This window comes from Paenibacillus sp. IHBB 10380, from assembly GCF_000949425.1.
GTDB lineage: Bacteria > Bacillota > Bacilli > Paenibacillales > Paenibacillaceae > Paenibacillus_AQ.
The window spans coordinates 3,144,462-3,161,567 of the sequence record NZ_CP010976.1 but is presented as its reverse complement, the minus strand read 5'-3'; the positions used below and the strand labels follow the sequence as shown (position 1 = coordinate 3,161,567).

Annotated in this window: 15 protein-coding genes; 8 read left to right on the top strand and 7 right to left on the bottom strand. The window is 41.2% G+C overall.

Annotated features, from left to right (window positions below; translation table 11 throughout):
- Nucleotides 1–75: 75 nt before the first annotated feature.
- Nucleotides 76–921 (bottom strand): helix-turn-helix transcriptional regulator, encoded by an 846-nt coding sequence (locus tag UB51_RS13975; RefSeq protein WP_044877816.1) that lies wholly within the window; start codon nt 919–921, stop codon nt 76–78.
- Nucleotides 922–1,148: 227 nt separating this feature from the next.
- Here UB51_RS13975 and UB51_RS13970 point away from each other — a divergent pair, with 227 nt between their 5' ends.
- The gene (locus tag UB51_RS13970; protein WP_044877815.1) at nt 1,149–2,027 is read left to right on the top strand and encodes a sugar phosphate isomerase/epimerase family protein; all 879 of its coding nucleotides are present in this window, start codon (nt 1,149–1,151) and stop codon (nt 2,025–2,027) included.
- A 41-nt stretch (nt 2,028–2,068) separates the two neighbouring features.
- Complete coding sequence (locus UB51_RS13965; RefSeq protein ID WP_044877814.1) at nt 2,069–3,097, top strand: Gfo/Idh/MocA family protein; 1,029 nt, start codon at nt 2,069–2,071, stop codon at nt 3,095–3,097.
- A gap of 378 nt (nt 3,098–3,475) precedes the next feature.
- Here the strand turns inward: UB51_RS13965 and spoVAD are convergent, their stop codons facing one another.
- From spoVAD to UB51_RS13950, 3 genes are read right to left on the bottom strand one after another with little or no spacing between them, the layout of a single operon-like run.
- Nucleotides 3,476–4,486 carry a stage V sporulation protein AD gene (gene spoVAD, locus UB51_RS13960; protein WP_044877813.1) on the bottom strand — a complete coding sequence of 337 codons (1,011 nt, stop codon included), beginning with the start codon at nt 4,484–4,486 and terminating at the stop codon, nt 3,476–3,478.
- A gap of 5 nt (nt 4,487–4,491) precedes the next feature.
- Nucleotides 4,492–4,977, bottom strand: coding sequence for a stage V sporulation protein AC (gene spoVAC / locus UB51_RS13955; protein ID WP_044877812.1), 486 nt, complete (start codon nt 4,975–4,977; stop codon nt 4,492–4,494).
- A 13-nt stretch (nt 4,978–4,990) separates the two neighbouring features.
- Nucleotides 4,991–5,851, bottom strand: coding sequence for a DUF421 domain-containing protein (locus tag UB51_RS13950; RefSeq protein ID WP_044877811.1), 861 nt, complete (start codon nt 5,849–5,851; stop codon nt 4,991–4,993).
- A 136-nt stretch (nt 5,852–5,987) separates the two neighbouring features.
- On the opposite strand from UB51_RS13950, the gene UB51_RS13945 reads away from it, so the two are divergent.
- Nucleotides 5,988–6,194, top strand: a complete 207-nt coding sequence (locus tag UB51_RS13945; RefSeq protein WP_044877810.1) for a DUF1657 domain-containing protein — start codon at nt 5,988–5,990, stop codon at nt 6,192–6,194.
- A gap of 175 nt (nt 6,195–6,369) precedes the next feature.
- On the opposite strand, the gene UB51_RS13940 is transcribed toward UB51_RS13945, so the two are convergent.
- Complete coding sequence (locus UB51_RS13940) at nt 6,370–7,017, bottom strand: metal-dependent hydrolase (RefSeq protein WP_044877809.1); 648 nt, start codon at nt 7,015–7,017, stop codon at nt 6,370–6,372.
- Between the two features lie 234 nt (nt 7,018–7,251).
- On the opposite strand from UB51_RS13940, the gene UB51_RS13935 reads away from it, so the two are divergent.
- The 3 genes from UB51_RS13935 to UB51_RS27900 all read left to right on the top strand — a co-directional run bounded on the left by UB51_RS13935 (nt 7,252) and on the right by UB51_RS27900 (nt 10,773).
- Nucleotides 7,252–8,358: a DUF4349 domain-containing protein gene (locus UB51_RS13935; protein WP_052675936.1), complete on the top strand. Its 1,107-nt coding sequence runs from the start codon at nt 7,252–7,254 to the stop codon at nt 8,356–8,358.
- A gap of 281 nt (nt 8,359–8,639) precedes the next feature.
- The gene (locus UB51_RS13930) at nt 8,640–9,158 is read left to right on the top strand and encodes an RNA polymerase sigma factor (protein ID WP_044877808.1); all 519 of its coding nucleotides are present in this window, start codon (nt 8,640–8,642) and stop codon (nt 9,156–9,158) included.
- Nucleotides 9,142–10,773: a DUF4179 domain-containing protein gene (locus UB51_RS27900; protein WP_044877807.1), complete on the top strand. Its 1,632-nt coding sequence runs from the start codon at nt 9,142–9,144 to the stop codon at nt 10,771–10,773. Before UB51_RS13930 ends, UB51_RS27900 begins: the two co-directional genes overlap by 17 nt.
- 116 nt (nt 10,774–10,889) lie before the next feature.
- Here the strand turns inward: UB51_RS27900 and UB51_RS13920 are convergent, their stop codons facing one another.
- Nucleotides 10,890–12,140: a methyl-accepting chemotaxis protein gene (locus UB51_RS13920; protein ID WP_044877806.1), complete on the bottom strand. Its 1,251-nt coding sequence runs from the start codon at nt 12,138–12,140 to the stop codon at nt 10,890–10,892.
- Nucleotides 12,141–12,517: 377 nt separating this feature from the next.
- On the opposite strand from UB51_RS13920, the gene UB51_RS13915 reads away from it, so the two are divergent.
- Nucleotides 12,518–14,083, top strand: a complete 1,566-nt coding sequence (locus UB51_RS13915) for a gluconokinase (RefSeq protein WP_044877805.1) — start codon at nt 12,518–12,520, stop codon at nt 14,081–14,083.
- Nucleotides 14,084–14,286: 203 nt separating this feature from the next.
- Nucleotides 14,287–15,681 carry a serine hydrolase domain-containing protein gene (locus UB51_RS26505; RefSeq protein WP_052675935.1) on the top strand — a complete coding sequence of 465 codons (1,395 nt, stop codon included), beginning with the start codon at nt 14,287–14,289 and terminating at the stop codon, nt 15,679–15,681.
- Nucleotides 15,682–15,815: 134 nt separating this feature from the next.
- On the opposite strand, the gene UB51_RS13905 is transcribed toward UB51_RS26505, so the two are convergent.
- On the bottom strand, nt 15,816–17,036 hold the full coding sequence (locus tag UB51_RS13905; protein ID WP_052675934.1) for a peptidylprolyl isomerase: 1,221 nt from the start codon (nt 17,034–17,036) through the stop codon (nt 15,816–15,818).
- Between the last annotated feature and the right edge of the window lie 70 nt (nt 17,037–17,106).

Sequence of the window (17,106 nt, the reverse complement as noted above, 5' to 3'; positions counted from 1 at the left end):
TGTACAATCCTATTGTAAATTGAAAAAGGGAGCACCCAGACGCGACATGCTCGCCAAGGATGCTTCCCTTTTTATTTATTTCCTAATCTCCGAAGGGGCCATGTTCTTAATTTTCTTGAATACTCTACCAAAGTAAGCTGTGCTGGAGAACCCCACCTGTAATGCGATTTCTGAGACCGGATCATTAGTCTCCATAAGTAATCTTTCAGCCTCATTTATTCGTAATAGATGGATGTATTCAATCAAGGTTTTACTAGTCATTTGTTTGAATACTCGGCAGAAATGATTGGGGCTAAGGTTAACGATGTGTGCTGCTTCATCTACCGTGATGGACTCTCGGAACCGATCACGGAGTTGATGAAGAAGATGAGGAAAGTCACGTTCATTAACGCGTCTAGAAATTTTCGGAGATTCATCATACTGACTGGCATAGCGGAAGAACAGCCCGAAGATTCGTAGTAATTCTGCTTTGACAATCAGCTCGTGAGCAGGTTGTTTACTTTCGAATTCCTCCACAAGCCGACTGAAGGAATGACTGATCTCCTCAAGATAAGGGTCATTTTTTTGGATCTTAGTTGGCCACTTATCTTGGTTGGTCAGATACGGAAGGAAATAGTGATTCTCGGTCACATCAAGCTCACTTCCTCTAACTAACCCTTCATTAAAAACAATGCTTACAAATTCAGTGCCTTCCTCCAAGGGCCAACCGCCATGTAATTGTTTAGAGTTAATAAAGGCTAGCTCCCCAGGTTCAAGTTCCTCTATATCTGCATCAATCTGAATGCGCAATTTACCTTTTTTCATGAAGACCCACTCAATATGATCATGCCAATGGAGATCGAATGAATGAGAGAAGAAAATATTAATTGGGAATGTCTGATCGGGAAGCCAAGTTTTTTCTTTGAGTGTATTGACCGTCATGTGTAAAACTCCTTCTTCTGGGTGAAAATATGATATAACAGAAATATGGTGAACAATATTATTATCAATAATGGTGATTATAATGATGTAAACGTTATGATTCTCAAAATATCATAAGATCGTACTAAATTATCATAAATTTATGTCTATTAAATGAATGATTTATTGATTACATTAGAGCAAGGCTTGTTATATCAATTTAAGTTTCCTCATGAAAGGAGAACACGATGCAACAAATGCGTATAGGTACACTAGTAGGCGGAGAAGACGCGGTAAGAGTACTTCCACAAATTATACCCCATGGGTTTGAATCTTTCGCGCTCACATTCTGGCAATCCACTCAGAAGGTGGATTTATCTGAATTATCCAAACAAGTGAAAGACATTATAGATGAGAAGGATATTATCATATCCAGCGTTGGTATATTCGGGAATCCGTTAACAGGTGAGGGGGATAATGCGGATACTATAGCTAGCTGGGAACGGCTAATTGATCATGCCCATGAATTTGGAACCGATTTAGTGACAGGTTTCACGGGTCGTATGCCGGGTCCTATTGATGGATCCATGAAACGTTTCGCAGAAGTATTCGGGGAACTAAGTAAAAGAGCAGAGGATCGTGGAGTACGTATAGCATTTGAGAACTGTGCTATGCGTGGTAACTGGCAGGAGGGGGATTGGAATATTGCTCACAATCCTACGGCATGGGAGATGATGTTCGATGCAGTTCCAGCGGATAATCTAGGGTTACAATGGGAGCCGTGTCACCAAATGCTCGCATTGATCGATCCCATTCCACAGCTACGTAAATGGATGGACAAAATATTCAATGTACATGGCAAAGATGCTACAATCGCTTGGGATATCATACATGAATATGGAATTCATGGTTCGAAGGAGTATGTATGGCACCGGACACCAGGATTTGGAGATACGAACTGGAGTGATATTATTTCTATTCTTCGTCAAGGTGGATATAACGGAACGATAGATATCGAAGGATTTCATGATCCAGTCTATCGCGATGATTGGGAAATGACAGGTCAAGTACATGCGCTGAATTATTTGAAACACTGCCGTGGTGGTGACTTTATTCCTAATCCATGAGTCAAAACTAAAACTTACATAATAGGGGAGAGAACAAGTATATGAAGAAATTCAAAGTAGGTATTATCGGTTGTGGTAACATTTTTCCAATGCACGCGAGTTCTATTCAATTATCGGATGTAGCTGAGTTAGTAGCGGTCTGCGATGTGAAGGAGGAACGAGCGAAGCAAGCTGCCGAGAAGTATAATTGTAATTTTTACACAAGTTATGAAGAAATGATCGATCAAGCGGATTTGGACGTTGTTCATATCTGTACTCCACATTATCTACATTCACCGATGACGTTATATGCAGCAAGAAAAGGAAAGCATATCCTTACCGAGAAGCCGATGAGTATTAGTACGGAAGATGCTAAACAAATGGTCGATGTATGTGAAGAGAATGGAGTAACGCTAGGGGTTATTTTTCAGAATCGATATAATCCTGGATCTCAGCTCATTAAGAACGCTATTGAAGATGGAAGTCTTGGACAAGTACTTGGAGCCAAATGTTCAGTTACTTGGAATCGCTCGGATGAGTATTACAGCTTAAGCGATTGGAAAGGTACCTGGGACATGGAAGGCGGCGGTGTACTCATCGATCAAGCGATTCATACGATGGACTTAATGCGTTGGTTTGTAGGACAGGAAATTGAGTATGTTGATGCTCAAATCGGCAACCGAGCACATGAGAAAATTGAAGTTGAAGATAGTGTTGAAGGCGTAATGAAATTTAAGAATGGCATCTTTGGCGGATTCTTTGCTGTGAATTACTACAGTTATGATGCGCCAGTTGAGATTGAAGTTCATTGTGTAAAGGGAATTGCTAAGATGGTAGCGGAAAGAGCTACGATTAAATATAACGATGGCACGGAGATAACGAAGGATACCAATCCAAATGAAGTTATTGATTATGGAGAAGGTGTAAAGATTTATTGGGGCGTTAGCCATATGAAGCAAATTCGTGAATATTATGATACGCTCGAGACAGGTAAGACACCTTATATTGATGGTAAAGAAGCACTCAAGACACAAGAAATGATTGCGGGTATATATCAATCGGGCAAGGAAAATAGAAGAGTTTATTTGTGATAATGTAAGGTTTAGAGTCCGAATCTAGAATTCGTATAAATTTCAAAAAAGCACGTTGCTCCTAGGAATTAGGGGCGACGTGCTTTTTTCATAAAGGCTTTAATTCATAATCAGTGCTTGCTGAAAATAGAATGATATGCTGATGGTTAGCGGAGAGGATAGAATTGTCGTGGAGAAGCGTAGCGTTCGCCTACAAGCTTTCCCTTGGAAGCTACTTCGAAAGCATACGCCTTGCCCCTGAATTTTAACCGCTAATAGGGTATTCAAAAAAATTTGGGGGCAACAGTGATCAGAAGGACAATCCATCCGCATAGCGGTCATTTATCAACTCGATATATTTTTCAAGTCCTGATGTTGGTGTTGAGTCGTTATTTATAGTCACTTCTTACTTTCAATCGAGACCGCATGCGCAATACATGGGATGCTTTCCCCTTGTTGAAAGGAGAGGGGTGACAGAAGGGCGCCGGTAGCAACAATTAGAACTCGGTTCAATTCCCCGCGGCGAATTCTGTTTATGATATGTCCATAGGTAACTACGGCGGAGCATCCACATCCACTAGCTCCGGATTGGACGTTCTGTGTTTCATAATTATAGATCAACATGCCACAATCGCTATAGGTCGTTTTATGAATGGGAACATTGTGTTTTTCAAATAGATCGCAGGCAATTTCATAACCTACTTTAGAGAGATCTCCAGTGACAATTAAATCGTAATACTCAGGTCCGATGTTCAAATCTCGAAAGTGGGCTTCAATGGTATCTACGGCCGCAGGAGCCATAGCTGCGCCCATATTAAATGGATCTTTAATCCCCATGTCGATAATCCGCCCCATGGTCGCTGAAGTTACGAATGGACCTTCACCTTTCAAAGAAAGTACAGCTGCACCTGCTCCTGTAACTGTAAATTGTGCAGTCGGGGGTTTTTGAGATCCATATTCCGTTGGATAACGGAATTGCTTTTCCACACTAGCGTTATGGCTACAGGTTCCAGTGAGCACGTAATTAGCTCCATTAGTGTTTACAATATATGCAGAGAGAGCTAGGCTTTCCATTGACGTGGAACATGCACCGAATAACCCGATGAAGGGAATCGTCAAGGTTCGCGCAGTAAAGGTACTACTGATAATCTGATTCATTAGATCCCCAGCAAGATAGAACTGAATTTGTCCTTCTTTGAGATTAGCATGCTGTAAGGCTAACTGTGCAGCTTCTTCCATAATGGCTCTCTCTGCCTTCTCCCAGCTATCTTGACCAATATATAGTTCCCCATGAATAACATCGAAATCCTCAGCAAGGGGACCTTGGCCTTCGAATGGACCTACTACGGTCGCAGTGGAGATGATAGAGGGTTTATTCTCAAATATCCAGCTTTGATGACCTTTTAGCATGTTAATCAACCCCCAGTCATTTTGATATCAAATATGAAATATACAATAGCGATAATAAAAGCAGCTACTGTACCAAATACGATAACGGGTCCGGCCACTTTAAAAATGCTACCACCAAGGCCGAGAACCAGTCCTTCTCTACGATGCTCGATGGCTGCCGATGCCATTGCATTAGCAAATCCAGTAACCGGGACTGCTGTTCCGGCTCCAGCCCATTGGGCTAACTTGTCGTATACCCCCAAACTGGTAAGTATGATGGAAATAATAACAAGCACAGCTACGGTAGGGTTTGAAGCCTTCTTCTCATCAAAACCACCCCAATGGATAAACATCTGCTGAATGGCCTGACCTATTAAACAAATCGTACCCCCGATGATAAAAGCGCGCACCAAATTTGTGAAAGTGAATCTTCTGGGTTCGCGATTCCTGGCGAGATCCTGATATTGTTGTTGGACAGGCGTTAATTTTTGCTTGTCGCTTTTGCTTGCCATTTTTTATCATCTCCTATGTAGTTAACAACGGTTTGACGTTGGCGATAACTTGCTCTAGTTGTTCTGAGCACAGTCCATACATTTGCTTGGCCTCAGTGTTATCTACGGATAAGGAGAATAACTCCAGATCAGCTTGACATTTCTTGAGGTCAGCCATTAAAACAGCCCTTTGTTGCGGTTCCGGAACAATAATTTTGTCATCATATAAATCAACATAAAGCTCTCCATAAGTATCCACTTGTCCCAAAAAGACGTTATCTAGAGAAACACCTATTTTCTCCAATTCGGTATTCAACCATTTACGGTTATAGCCCGCGGAGGCAAGCGCCTCATCCATAATTTGTCCATCTAATATTGAGGCCTGCGGTTCAGTCTCAGGGGAGACTTTAATGCCTAGATGAGATGGGGTTATCGGTTGAAATTCCTTTTTCAACAGAACGTTAACTTCTCCGTTAGGCTCCATGATCGCAAATTCTACCTCAGCCACTTTAAAGGTACTTCTTTTGCGCAATTGCTCAAGTAAATCTTCGTTTGTTAAGCGTTCCTTCTTCAGGTTATCCTCAAGGACTTTTCCATCTTTAATGAGTATTCTCCCAGTACTATCAATTAAATCACGCGCTTTTTTGCTCTTCATCTGTAAGAATTCAATCCCTAATGAGGCTAGCGACCATACCACTAAGGAAATTAGTCCTAGGTACCAATCGCTTTTTAGATCTAATGAAATATAGGCTGTTAGGCTACCGATGGTGATGCCGGTAATATACTCGAAAAAGGATAGTTGTGAAATCTGCCTTTTTCCTAAAAGTCGAGTTAAAACAAATAGTACAACTACGGACACTATTGTCCGAACAATAACCTCAAGCCAGTCCTGCATTTTGTAAGATTCCCTCCATTCCATTTGTTCTTTAACATTTAAATTATTTGCAAAAAATAGATTATTTATGTATTTTTTTTAGCTCCACAGGTTAGATTATAATTCGTACTCTCATTACAAGGAGGTGAAAACGACAATGACTGTTTCTTCCCAAGTTAAAACTTGCCTATCTTCGTTAAAGGGTGCGCAAGCTAGCTTAGAGACATTTGCCCTTGGTACGGAAAATCAAGAAGCTAAAACTTTGTTCACAAGTGCAGCGGAGCAAACACAAAAAATCGTGGACCAAGTACAGACTAGAGTTCAACAATTAGAAAACGAAGAGCCGCAATATAAAGGCTTCTAAAAACAGACGTCTTGTACATACAAGGCATGATAAATAACCTTGATCAGTGTTATAGCTGAATCAAGGTTATTTGTATAACTATGAAATTGCTGGAATTGAATTTGTTGATGACCTATCATTATCATGTATGGCTAATATATCTACTCCGTAAGGCTCATACTCACAGATATGGTAGCTACTTAAGGGGTAGCTTAATTGATTTCTTATAGAAGGGATACAACCATTTCACACCTTGAGGTGTTAAAGTATCGGCAAGTAAATGAGAGAGATAACCTGTAGTGGCGACGGCCATTAGCCCCTCTATATGTAGATCTTGTTCCATTTCTAAACTTATGGCTGCCCAATACAGAAGTGCCCATATCGTGTGCGTCATACCTCGATGACTGAGCCAAGGAGCCCAAGCTACAAATATTCCCAGACCAATTAGTCCGCTCATGCCTGTTAGCCAACCGCCATATATCATGCATCCTCCAATGATACTAACTAGTGCATTTCGAATGACTCCTTGCTTGGTCATGAATCCAACGAGTAACGAGATTACACAGACTACGGAATACTCAGGGTAGAACGCCCCTCTGGATAAATACAAATACGTTAGGACTGTAATAAGAAAGAAACTAAGCCAGACTAGCAGAATTTGGAGCTGTTTAGACAGCTTCCCGATTCTTGAGCTCAGAATGCTAGGACCATCAAGGTCTGCACTGAGAGCCGAGAAGCCTGAAACAGCTACATAGATTGCGGCATTCTCAATAGTAAATGGGTAGTACAAGGTAGCGGCTACGCCAACTGCGATTCCTATGCCGAGATGTGTGGTACCTTTCATATGACCTCCTGTGACTGACTAAGATGATGGGGCTAAAAAGCAAACGTATGTTTGTTATTATACACGGTTGAGGGATGTTCAGACAAGTGATGTTATGAAGAATGGACCGTGTTAGGAAATTAGAATACAGTGCAACCTTCCATTGATTCCCAACGTTTAGTGAATAAGGGTTAGATTCCAATCTCGCATAAGTCTGGATGATAACGCTCTATCATGTAACTGGGGGTCTAAAGAATGCGTAGACGGGGGTTTAATAGCTATTTAATTGTGTTCCTAGCTTGTGCAATGTTCATCGGGGGATGTGGTTCCTCAAGTAACAAAAACAGTGCGGCTAAATCTTCGAATGGTACTGAGGTAATATCAATGGTAGAGGCAGAAAAGTCTATGTCTGAACAGAAGAGCGACGCCGAGACACCAAGTGCGGTTAAACAGAAACAGAGCAGTTCTAACGACATGGTAATGCTGGATCAGAGCGTTGTTAAAGGTTCCGAAGCACCTGTAAGTGGTGAAGGGTTCACTGGGCGTGACACAGCAGACGACATAAATAAGAAGTTGATCTATACAGCCGATATTGTGATGGAAGTGGAGGATTACGGTAAATCTCAATCAGAAATTCGCAATATGGTGTCACTTGCAGGTGGTTACATTGTGGGGTTCACAGAGAATCAGTCCAAAGAAGAGCAGGGTGGCACCTTTACGCTGAAAGTTCCTGCCACTGGTTTCTCCCCTTTTCTTGATAAGTTGGAAAAGCTGGAGCATGAGTCACTACAGCGAAGTATCAATGGACAGGACGTTACCGAAGAATACATGGATCTGGAAGCGCGTCTTAAAACCAAAGTACTAATGGAAGTTCAGTATATGGAATTTATGAAGAAGGCAACGAAGCCAACAGAACTAGTTACTTTTGCTAATGAGTTAGGTCAGATCCAGGAAGAAATTGAACAGACAAAGGGACGAATGAGATACATTAATAATAATGTTTCATATTCAACGATTGAGATTCGTCTTTATCAGCCGAATGTAGACAATGTCGCGAATAACACGGAGAAGAAGGCAGCACCACTTTTAAAACGGGCTAATGATGCATTAAAAGGTGCTATTAATATCATGTCACTCGTATTTCAATGGGTGGTTGTTATTCTATTTGGGTTAATACCTTTTTTACTTGTAGGCGGCATTATTGTATTGTTGGTATGGCTCATTCGTAGAATAACAATGCGGAAGAGAGCGGATCGTAAAAATCTCATTAGAAATCATAATACGGTAATCGATCCCGTTCATGATGCAGAGGATGTGAAACATACGGTTCAGGATGACTCAGATGATCAAGATAAGAGTTAAAGGGATTTCTAATTCTCAGCAATGTGTTGTTCAATTAACGGAAACGATATGAATAGAGTCAGCAAACGGGCTACTGGGCTAATTTAAATAATTTATATTCTCAAAATACAAAGGGCTGCCCTATTAAAATAAGGCAGTCTTTTAATACATAAAGTGAAAGAAAAAGAGAGTCTCGCACTTCCGCGGCAACGCAGGTTTAACTGTGTTCTAAATTAAAATGAACGATTACCTATTGTTATCGGTCATATAGTCGAGACCATTACGAAGGAGGTACATTCGGAGTGAATGACCGCGAACTTTTCGAGACGTACAAGGAACAAGTATACCGTCTCTGCTATTTCATGATGAAAAACCGCTCAGACGCTGAGGACATTTGCCAGGAAGTGTTCGTCAAAGCCATCCTAACCGACAGGTCAGAAATAAGGGAGCTTAAAGCGTGGCTTTTGAGGATCGCCTCGAATGAGTGCAGTAGCGTGCTCAGAAGGCGAAAAAACGGCTGGACCAAAGAATTGAGTGCTTATTTACGCTCACGTCCCCACGCATCCAATCCGGTAGAGGAAAGTGTTGATCAGCGGGAAACCACAATGGAGTTCTATAAGCTATACAGCATACTTCCTGACAAAGTTCGGATGGTATTTACCCTACGTTATGTGAATGAATTGACTGTTCCAGAGATTTCCAACGTAATTAACGTTCCTGAAGGAACAGTAAAATCCAGATTAAATAGAGGACTTAAGCTATTGCAAAGCATGGCGGCGTCCCAAGTAAAGGAGATGGTTGGAAATGAGTCCACGCTATGAAAGTGAAGTGAATGATAACTCGCAACCAGATTATGATGCGATGTGGACTGCAATTGAACAGGAAGCGTCCAAGCGAAAGTCTGCAATGCAGCAGACGAACTCTGTGCGGCGTAGAAGGAAGTTCGTTCCAGCGGCGATCGTTTTTTCCTGTTTTATGGTCATTGCCGTTCCTGTATTTGCTGGCGTGGCGCTGAATTGGGATAGTCTCACTGGTGGCAGGAGTGTAACCAATGCGTTAAATAACGGTATTGGTCAGCGATATGACCTAAGCGTATCCAACGCAGGCGTCACGATGAGTCTTAATGGTGTCGTAACTGATGGGGAGACGATGAAAATGATTGTCTCACTCGACTCTGGAGCAGACCCTACACTTTATGACGCTATTGTATTTGAGCGTACTACCATTACCGACGAATCCGGCACAAAAGAAAAAGCCAACGGTTATTTAAACTACGACAAAGCGAGCGGAAAACTCCTCGGTATTTATGAAACCAAGGACGAACTGCAGCATAATAAGAAGAAGTATACGCTGGATGCTGAAGATCTTGTCTTTTATAAAGACATGGACGTTCCTTTGAAATCGGATCATAAAGCAGGGGATGCTATTTCTACCGGATCAAAGCAATATCCTAGCATAGACATCCAATCGGTAACACAAGCCAAAAATCAAGTGGTCGTACGTTATAAAGTTTCAGCGTCTTTATCAGATGGGGGCCGTGGGAATCCTCATCTAATCATGAAGAAGAACAGCAGCGAATTCGTTCAGGCTGTACCCACGGTCCTTCCGAACGACGGATCGGATTTACTTATAGAACAGGTGTTCAACCTGACCCAAAAAGAATGGCAAGCTGCGGAACTTCATTTCAGGTATATGAAAGAAACGAAGCGGGTTGCTGGCACATGGAAATTTGATTTTAAAGCGGACGGTAAAAAGGCGAGCGAAGCGATCTTTTCACGGAAATTGCTTACCAGCGCCGAATTTCAACAAACGACGGGAATCACGTTGGGCCAACTCGTTATTACGCCTTTGGAAATTGTAGTTCAGATTCAGGAAGACCGATCGAACGAACGTTTTAAAGAAGGAGTTGTCTGGTATAACACGGTACGGCTGGCTATAGGTGACAAAGAGATAAAAGGCGGATACAACATAAAGGGAGCCGACCCTAAAAAGTATCAACACGTATATGGATTCGAATCACCGGAATGGTACAAGGACTGGTCCCAAGTGCCTATGAAGCTTATTCTGAAGGAAGCTGTCGTTACGAAACACGATCCGTCCAAGAATTGGATCACTCTCAGCCAACCTGTTGAGAAGAAGCAGTCTGCTGAGCTAAAAGTGGACGGTTATCATATCTATTTCAATTACTATATGGATGGCAAAGACCTGATCGTGGAATCAGAGTCCGACTCCCTCGGGTTCGAAGGCGTCAATCAAACCATGATGCGTTTTGACGGCGAAGTAGTCTATCCGGAAGGGGTTTCGAAGGGAGTGGTTTCAACGGGCGTAAATGTGGATCGTTACGAAAACGTTGCAATGGACGGAAAACTGGAGCTTAATCCGGGAATTTACAGCTACTATGATTCGGGTCGGGACGTAGAAGTGAAGCTTAATTAGACGAAGCAGGAATGGATTATACACAATACAGAAAATGGATAGAGGATCAGATAATTTCTGACGACTCTATCCATTTTATATGTGTGATCATCTACCGATTTAGGTTTCTTCTACAACTAAAATTTTAAAATATTTAATGTCTTCTGTAACTGGAATACAGCGGTATTCATAGATTCGGCTTCTCTTGCGACAGCTTGAATCGAGTCTATTTGTGAATTCATAGATGCAGATACTTGTTGTGTTCCAGCAGCAGATTGTTCAGTAATAGCTGATATATTCTGAATGGCACCTGAAATTTTTTGTGCACCGTCTAACATTATATCACTTTCATTAGAGAAAGAAGAAATTTGTTCGGAAATGTACTGAACACTTTGAACAATTTGTTTGAAAATTTGCTCTGCTTCGCCAATCATATCATTCTGTAGACGAACCACTTCTTCATTAACATGAATATGTTCAATGGCTTGTTTCACACCTTGTTCTATACTTTGTACTAAGCCGAACACACTATGGGTAGAAGCTGTAGATTCCTCAGCTAATTTACGTACTTCTTGAGCTACCACAGCAAATCCTTTGCCATGTTCACCAGCACGTGCGGCTTCAATGGACGCGTTAAGTGACAGGAGATTTGTTTGTTGCGCTATATCAGAGATGGATTTCGTTATTTTTGAAATGTTTTGAGCATTTTTGGAGAGATCTTCAATGGTTTCAGCCACTTTTTCAGTTGCACTAATATTAAGGCGCATTCCTTCGGATTGTTTTTCAACAGATTGTCTTCCCTTTTCTACTAAAGTAATCATTTCAATAGATCGCTGATTCATTAATTTAGTAGAAGCAGTATAATTACTTACCTTCTGCTCAATATCCTGAATAGAGTCTGTCATTCCTGCAATATCTTGAGATATTTCATTAGCGCCTACTGCAAGTTCATTAGAAGAATGAGCAACTTGAGCCATGACTTGCCTAAGCTCTTCATTCTTGTCGGTAATACCGCGACTTGTTCCCATGACTTGCTTCGTAATTCCTGAGGCGTCGGTAAGAATCTTAGACAATTTATCAATCATGTTATTGAAGGAACGACCAAGAGAAACCATTGAGCCTGTTTCACTTACTCTAACTGAAAAGTCACCTTTAGAAATATTATAGGTAACGTTAGATATATCATCAAAGGAAGATGTAAGCGTTCTCTCCACAAAGCGTGAAAGAGGGTAAGTTAACGCTAACAGAACTACAATCAAGCTGAGTCCTATGACAATGTTCCCCATAATAATAAAAGCAATAATGATAGGAATAGCAAAAAGGGACGCAATGATATAGCAACCAGCAACAATTTTCTGTGAAAGAGGCAGATTGTTTAACCAAGTCATAGTAAGTAAATCCTCCTATAAATTCAATTTGATTACCATATTCTAGCATAGAGTAGTGCAAATAGTCTATGTAATAGAAATTATTAAATACATGAATATGAGATAAAAGTCCCATTTAAATACATCTGTTTTACATTAATGGAATTTATTTTAAATTATAAATGCTTATACCGTTTATTCCATTGTAATCAAAATGAAGATTCTCAATCGCTTATTCGGTTATTCAAGTTGATACAAGTCTATGTGCTGTTAAATTAGGCTGGTATCCTAATTCTTTAGAATATATAATTTGCCTTAGAGCTAAAACGACATTCACAAATTGAGATGGTGAGTCAATCTTATAAAATAACAGTTCGATTAGAAAGGACACCCAGTAAATGAATAAAGTAAAAGATTATGTATTAGCAGTTGATATTGGTACGACGAGTGTCAAGACGCTGATGATTCATCAGAGTGGAAAAGTGAAGGCTATGCATTCGATAGGTTATCCTTTGAACGTTCCACAGTCAGATAGAGCGGAGCAAGATCCCAATCAAATTTTCCAAGCTACAGTAGATGCGATGAATGTAGTTATAACTAAATCTGGAATTCATGCAGACGACATCTTATGTGTGTCTTTCAGTAGTGCTATGCACAGCCTCATTGTGGTCGATGAGAATCATCAACCGCTAACACCAAGTATAATTTGGGCAGATCAACGGAGCGTAGTAGAGTCAGAAGGGCTTATTAGTAGCGGACAAGGCAAACGAATCTATCTAAAGACAGGTACGCCTATACACCCTATGTCACCTTTGACGAAACTTATCTGGATCAGAGACAACCATCCGGGTATATTCAAACAAGCTTATAAGTTTATAGGAATTAAAGAATACGTATTCTATCAATTGTTCAAACAATATAAGGTCGATTATTCCATTGCAAGTGGAACAGGTATGTTAAATATTCATGAGTTGATATGGGAAGAAGAGGCTCTTCAATTAACTGGCGTTAATAAAGAACAACTCTCTGAGCCCGTACCATCCACATATCGGATGTCTGGCATGGTAGCTGAATATGCATCGGCTATAGGGTTGCATCAGGATACACCTTTTGTTATTGGAGCTGCAGATGGTGTACTCGCCAATCTCGGTATTGGCGTTATGAATTCTGACGAGGTTGGTGTAACGATTGGAACAAGTAGTGCTGTGCGCACGGTTGTTCGGAAGCCGACATTGGATCCAGAGGGACGGTTGTTCTGTTATGCATTAACAGAGGACTATTGGGTTATTGGTGGGGCTTCAAACAATGGTGGGGTTGTGCTGAAGTGGACGGTAGACCAATTATTCTCCGAAGGTATTTCCCCTCTATCAGAACATGTGTTACAGCAATATACACCATTTCTAGATATTGCGAAGGAGGCGCCTCCAGGTGCGAATGGTCTGTTGTTCCTTCCATTATTAACAGGGGAACGTGCCCCTTTTTGGGATGCTAACTCTAGGGGGGTATTCTTCGGCTTGTCTATGGCCCATGGGAAATCTCATATGATGAGAGCGGCTATGGAGGGAATGATTTTTCAAATAGGGTTGATCGTTTCTTTGCTAGAGAATCTATCTGTGACTCCTACTAGGATACGGGCATCCGGTGGGGTAGTGAGATCGGAGCTATGCTGCCAGATCATGGCGGATGTACTAGGAATTCCAGTGGAAATACCTGAAGTCATTGAGAGTTCTGGTCTAGGTGCTGCCAAATTAGCGTTATACGCCATGGGAGTCACTAATGATTTATTAGATTCATCAGACTATGTTTCTCAAGCACTCTACACGCCAATAGAAGAGAATCATCAGCTCTATCAAGAATTCCTTCCATTGTATGAACAGATCTATGCTCAACTGAAAGATAGCTTTAAGCAAATAGCTAAATTTCAAACGTCCAATTCCGATAGTATGAAAGAAATGATGAACTGATTAAGCCTCTGGAGCAAGTGCGTGCTGCAGACTTCCGCAGTACTTAGAGAATGGATACTGATGCACGTCAGCTCATTCATATTCTTATGGTATACTTTGAAAAGCCCAGATAAGTCCAGTACACTTCGTCATATCAATAAACATTGGGATTGGTTAGGAGTATAGGGGAATGGGCATCATTTAATGTTTAAGGAGAAGATAGGATGAATGTTTGGAAACACAAGATCAAGCTAGGAATTATGGCTAGTATACTTGCAGCTTCGATAGGTGTTGTATCACCTAATACTGTAGACGCATCACGTCCCATAGCTATATATGTGAATAGGGACCTCGTTACATTCAGTCATGCGCCGTTTGTGAGCAATGGAACGACATATGTGTCTTTAAGAGATACAGCTAAGAGTCTTGGGGCTTCTGTGGAATGGAATGCGGCTAAGAGAGTTTCTATCATTCGTTCCAATGGGGACACCATTGCACATCGATCAGGAACTGCACAGTTTGAAGTGAATGGTTACACGATTGTGGATGCTGGAGCGCCTTCCAAAGTAGTAAACGGAACGATTATGGTGCCATTGCGTGGTCTAACAGAGGCATTAAAAGTTACAATGAGCAGTGAGACGATTTCTGGTACGCAGAGTCTTCAATTGACTCCTGATCACGCAACTTTCATTAGTAAGCAGTCCAAAGGGATTGATAAATATTTTATTGATCATGCCTATTCGGGGATAGCACTTGTTGCTCAAGATGGAAATATACTGCTTAAGAAGGGGTACGGCAATGCTGGCAAAGGTAAATTGAATCGTCCAGACATGAAGTCAAGAATTGCATCCATTACGAAATCTTTTACCGCTACAGCAATCATGAACTTGGTAGAACAAGGGAAGCTCGATCTTGATGATCCTTTAAGCCTCTATATTCCAGATTTTCCACGGGGTGATGAAATTACGCTACATATGCTTCTATCTCATACATCTGGTATACCAGCCAATTTTACCAGAGAAGAAGGTATGACGATGGATCAGACCCTTACAGAAATTAAGGCTAAGAAGCTTGATTTCGAACCAGGTTCCTCTTTTAAATACAGCAATGGTGGATATGTATTACTTGCGAGTATCATAGAGCAAGTATCAGGAATGACGTATGGTGATTATCTACAGCAGACTGTATTTAATCCGCTTGAGATGGAGGAGACAGGTGTAGCTTCTCCTAAGCTTAATGTTATTCAAGGATATGTCCAAAAGGAGAATCAATGGACTGAAGCTAGTTATTATGTTTCGCAGTCAGGGACGGGCACTCTTTATTCAACCGTTGATGATTTATTGAAATGGGACCGTGCCCTGTATACCGATGAGATCCTATCCCAATCATCACTGAATCAGATGTTCACACCTTATTCAGCCCGAAACTATGGTTATGGTTGGATGATTAAGGAGACGAACGCGGGAACAACAGTATTCCATAATGGAAGTGGGACGGGTTATTCCACCGGTATCTCTCGAGATCTTAAGAGTGGGACGGTCGTTATTCTACTAGGTAATCAATCGGGAATAGATATGCTGACTATGCTGAGTGATATACAAGATGAAGTACAGCACTGAATACTAGACTATGATAAAGAACCCAATGAGCCTCAGCTCCATTGGGTTCTTTATCATAATCAGCTGCCATGTCTCCATATAAGAAAAAACCGCGTGAAGGTTCTCACGCGGTAGATCTCAATGAAGTAGGTTAATTACTTCGCTGTGTCCGTAGTTGGAGCGGTAGTGCCAGTGCTTACAGCAGCTTTTTCTTCAAGTGTATTCTTGATAGTTGCTTTTTCTTTGATTTCTGCAAGCCAAGTTGCGGACATTTCAGAAACCTTGGCAGTAACAAGTTGCTCACGAATATCAGCAGATTTTTCTTCTAAAGTTGCTTTATGAGCTTCTTTACGATCTGTGAGTTTGATGATATGGAATCCGTGAGTTGTCGATACAACACCGCTCAATTCATCTTTTTTTAATGCAAAGGCAACTTTTTCAAAGGGCTCAACCATCGCCCCACGTGCAAAGAAATCCAAATCTCCGCCAGCATCTTTAGATCCAGGGTCGATTGATTTTTCTTTAGCAATGGCAGCGAAATCTCCACCAGCTTTTAGCTCTTTCAATATTGCTTCAGCTTCTGCTTTGGTGGCAACCAAAATGTGAGAAGCTCGAACTTGTTCAGCAGTGTCGTAGGTTGCTTTGTTATCTTCGAAATTTTGTTTCACATCAGCATCTGTAACTGTTACTTTTGGTTCTAGTATCTTACGTATTTTAACTTTAGGCTTCATTTGATCCTTCAAATTAGCAAGTGTCATACCTGCTTGTCCCAAAGCTTCGTTGAAGGCTTCTTCTGTAGGAAAGTTCTTCTTGATTGTTGCAATTTCCTTATCGAAATCAGCATCAGTCACCGTTATTTTCGCTTTAACGGCTTCTTGTTCGATTAGTTCCTCAGTAATTAGAGAATCAAGTGTTTGTGCACCACCAGCTACTACTAGAGCATCGTATAGCTTGTCCTTACTAATGTTCACATTATTTACAGTCGCGACAGCGTCAGAATTGTCTTGGTTACTGCCGTTGAATGGAGGTCTAATAAGTACAACGACCAAAATGATGGCGAGTACGAGTGAAACACCTATCCATATCCGTGTTGAACGGTTACCATTGTCTGGGTCACCTGAGCTCGAGGGTTCAACATAATCGACAGGCTGTGTTGGAGTAACAGGATTTACATCCAGAGGTTCACTTTCATTACCTACATGAACCGAATCAGATGTGTCGGCAGATGATAGGTCAACCGTACCGTTTAGTTCCTCCGCTGCTGGGTGACTCACAGAATCTGTCTGCTCTTGAAGTGGCTCCGATGTGTTCTCCAGAGATTTTTCTTCCTTATTGTCCTCTTTCTCATTCCATGTTTCTTTGTCTTTGTCTGACATTAAATGATATCCTCCTTTTAATTAACAACAACAATACCTTCTATTTCTAACACTTTACCAGAAGAGTTAC

What these genes read in the sequence shown, in the direction of transcription:
- UB51_RS27900 (WP_044877807.1), top strand. Translation starts at nt 9,142, where the DNA reads ATGAGTCCACGCTATGAAAGTGAAGTGAATGATAACTCGCAACCAGAT.
- UB51_RS13970 (WP_044877815.1), top strand. Translation starts at nt 1,149, where the DNA reads ATGCAACAAATGCGTATAGGTACACTAGTAGGCGGAGAAGACGCGGTA.
- UB51_RS13965 (WP_044877814.1), top strand. Translation starts at nt 2,069, where the DNA reads ATGAAGAAATTCAAAGTAGGTATTATCGGTTGTGGTAACATTTTTCCA.
- UB51_RS13945 (WP_044877810.1), top strand. Translation starts at nt 5,988, where the DNA reads ATGACTGTTTCTTCCCAAGTTAAAACTTGCCTATCTTCGTTAAAGGGT.
- UB51_RS13935 (WP_052675936.1), top strand. Translation starts at nt 7,252, where the DNA reads ATGCGTAGACGGGGGTTTAATAGCTATTTAATTGTGTTCCTAGCTTGT.
- UB51_RS13915 (WP_044877805.1), top strand. Translation starts at nt 12,518, where the DNA reads ATGAATAAAGTAAAAGATTATGTATTAGCAGTTGATATTGGTACGACG.
- UB51_RS13975 (WP_044877816.1), bottom strand. Translation starts at nt 921, where the DNA reads ATGACGGTCAATACACTCAAAGAAAAAACTTGGCTTCCCGATCAGACA.
- UB51_RS26505 (WP_052675935.1), top strand. Translation starts at nt 14,287, where the DNA reads ATGAATGTTTGGAAACACAAGATCAAGCTAGGAATTATGGCTAGTATA.
- UB51_RS13920 (WP_044877806.1), bottom strand. Translation starts at nt 12,140, where the DNA reads ATGACTTGGTTAAACAATCTGCCTCTTTCACAGAAAATTGTTGCTGGT.
- spoVAD (WP_044877813.1), bottom strand. Translation starts at nt 4,486, where the DNA reads ATGCTAAAAGGTCATCAAAGCTGGATATTTGAGAATAAACCCTCTATC.
- spoVAC (WP_044877812.1), bottom strand. Translation starts at nt 4,977, where the DNA reads ATGGCAAGCAAAAGCGACAAGCAAAAATTAACGCCTGTCCAACAACAA.
- UB51_RS13950 (WP_044877811.1), bottom strand. Translation starts at nt 5,851, where the DNA reads ATGCAGGACTGGCTTGAGGTTATTGTTCGGACAATAGTGTCCGTAGTT.
- UB51_RS13940 (WP_044877809.1), bottom strand. Translation starts at nt 7,017, where the DNA reads ATGAAAGGTACCACACATCTCGGCATAGGAATCGCAGTTGGCGTAGCC.
- UB51_RS13905 (WP_052675934.1), bottom strand. Translation starts at nt 17,036, where the DNA reads ATGTCAGACAAAGACAAAGAAACATGGAATGAGAAAGAGGACAATAAG.